General features: G+C 61.7%; 3 protein-coding genes. 2 read left to right on the top strand and 1 reads right to left on the bottom strand.

The window, feature by feature from the left end; translation table 11 throughout:
* Nucleotides 1-517, top strand: a 517-nt coding sequence (locus AC2FLX_RS22055; RefSeq protein ID WP_496875572.1) for a ferredoxin reductase domain-containing protein, incomplete at its 5' end; no start/stop codon positions are given.
* 109 nt (nt 518-626) lie between these two features.
* Nucleotides 627-1,544, top strand: coding sequence for a helix-turn-helix transcriptional regulator (locus AC2FLX_RS22060; RefSeq protein ID WP_496748679.1), 918 nt, complete (start codon nt 627-629; stop codon nt 1,542-1,544).
* An 11-nt stretch (nt 1,545-1,555) separates the two neighbouring features.
* Here AC2FLX_RS22060 and AC2FLX_RS22065 read toward each other — a convergent pair.
* A partial coding sequence (locus tag AC2FLX_RS22065) for a winged helix-turn-helix domain-containing protein (protein WP_496875573.1) occupies nt 1,556-2,716 on the bottom strand: 1,161 nt, incomplete at its 5' end.

Raw genomic sequence — 2,716 nt, forward strand, 5'->3', positions numbered from 1 at the left:
TTATGTCTGCGATCTCAAGCCCGGCGATACGGTCAACGTGACCGGCCCGTTCGGCTCGACCTTTCTGCTGCCGTCTGACCCGAACGCGCATCTGTTGATGATCTGCACCGGCACCGGCTCGGCCCCGTTCCGCGCCTTCACCATGCGCCGCCAGCGCGAATATCCGTCGCTCAAGGACTCTCTGATGCTGGTCTTCGGCGCCCGCCGCCCGCAGGAGCTGCCCTATTTCGGTCCACTCAAGAAGGTGCCGGAAAGCTTCATGTCCAAACACTTTGCCTTTTCCCGGCAAGAGGGAGAGCCGAAACATTATGTGCAGGACAAGCTGCGGGACGAGGCCGATAAAGTTGGCGAATTGCTGAAGAACCCGAACGGTCACATCTACATCTGCGGCCTCAAGGCGATGGAGCAGGGGGTCGAAGAGGCGCTCAAGGATATCGCGCGCGGTCTGGGACTGGAATGGGCCGATCTGCGTGACCGGATGCGTGACGAAGGACGATACCACGTCGAGACGTACTAATCGTACAACAGGGGTCTGGAAACCGGTACATTTCGGCCTTTTTGATTGCCCATGACGCCGTGGCATCGTAATTTGTGCATTATTTCACACAAAAGACCACGCAGGCGGCATGACCGAGATCACCAACTTCAGGGGCGAAACCACATCGCAAAGCGGCGCTGATCTGGTCGAAACGTCGGTTGATGCGCTGATTGCCCGCGTCGGCGAACGGGTCCGCAAGGCACGCGAAACCCGTGGAATACCGCGCCGTGTCCTGTCCGAAATTTCGGGTGTGTCACCACGATATCTTGCGCAATTGGAAGCCGGCGAAGGCAATATATCGATCGGCCTTCTGCAACGCGTCGCCAGTGCACTCGATCACCGGATCGAATGGCTGGTGGGCGAGGACGACCCGTGGAATTCGGACGCCCTGCGCGTGGCCGACCTGTTTCGCGCCGCCAACGCTGACGTGCAGCAGCAGGTCCTCAATACCCTGACCCCGGTTCCCGCCGAACTGCTCAGAGCCAACAGAATATGCCTCGTCGGCCTCCGCGGCGCCGGAAAATCGACCCTCGGCGCCATGCTCGGCGAGGCGCTGAACCTGCCATTTGTCGAGTTGAATGAACGGATCGAAGAGCAGGCGGGCATGCCAGTTGGCGAAGTCATGGCGCTTTACGGGCAAGAGGGTTACCGCAAGCTCGAAGCGCAGGCCGTGGACCGCGTCATCGCCACCCACGACGCCATGATTCTGGCCGTCGCCGGTGGCATCGTTGCCGAACCGGAAACGTACAACACCCTGCTCAACCATTTCCACACCATCTGGCTCCGCGCCTCACCCGTCGAACACATGGAACGCGTCCGCGCCCAGGGCGACGAACGGCCGATGGCGGGCAATCCCGAAGCGATGGAGCAACTCAAGTCGATCCTCACCAGCCGCGAGGCCCTTTATGGCAAGGCGCTCGCACGTCTGGACACGTCGGGACAATCGCTCGATGTGTCGCTGACAGAGCTAAGGGAGCTGGTGAAAGAGCGCGGATTTCTGACCTGAGCCGTCGGTGTTTACAGTGGCTCCCGTAGCCACCCATCCGCAAAGACCACTCGCTCGACACCGGCCAGTTTGCGAACGCGGTCCAGTTCCGCCTCCAACCTCCGGGTGCGGGCCGTTGACCACCGGGCGCGTCGCTCGGGCCACAGGGCGCGAACGCGCAATTCGCCACAGTCCCGATGCGCTTTCATGTCGATCCGCCCGACCAGGCGATCACCTTCGAGCAGCGGAAAGACATAATAGCCATAAACCCGCTTGGGTTCCGGCACGAACACTTCGATCCGATAGTGAAAGCCGAACAACCGCTCTGCCCGTTTGCGGTCGCGCAGGGCCGGGTCGAACGGGCTGAGCACCCGCATCCGCCCCGGAGCGACCGCCAGCCGGGCCGCCTGCCCCATGACATCGGGTCGGGCAAAAACCTTGCGCGGACGCCCGTCCGCGCCTTCGATCTCAACAGATTCAATCTCGCCGCGTGCAAGCGCTGCCTCACACCACGCCTTGGCCTCGCTTGAGGTGACCGTGTCCCAAAACGCCGAGATTTCGCCCGATGTGGCGAACCCCAACCGGTCAAGCGCCGCATTGCACAGCCAGTTCACCGTGCCCTCGGCATCGCACGGGGAACGACCGGGGCAAAGATGCGTCTCGATCACCCGTTCCGTCAGGTCATAACGCTTTTGAAACCCTTCACGTCCCACAACCGTCAAAGCGCCAGAGCGCCACAGGTATTCCAGTGCAGTCTTGGACGGGTGCCAGTCCCACCATCCGCCCGAGCCCTTCTTTTCATCCGTGCCCACGTCGGAAGATCCGACCGGGCCATGCTCGCGGATGTGATTCAGAACCGACTGGAACCTCTGTTCAAACCCGTCGCGGCGCCAGTTCTTCCAACGCGCCCGCAGCAGCTCGGCATCGCGCTCGAACCGCAAGTGCCAGTGTGGATAGAAGGTCATCGGGATGACAGCGGCATCATGCGTCCAGTGCTCGAACAAAGCCCGGTCACGCTCATAGAGCCGCTTGAGGTTGTCCGTTCGGTACGCCGACCGGCGCGCGAACAGGATCATGTCATGTGCCCGCGCCACCGTGTTGATGCTGTCCAGTTGGACAAAGCCCAAGCGTTGGATCAACTCCAGCAACGACGCTCCCTTGGTCGGGCCGCTTGGCTGTTCCAGCAATGCATG

The organism is Ruegeria sp. YKSF57 (genome assembly GCF_059612585.1).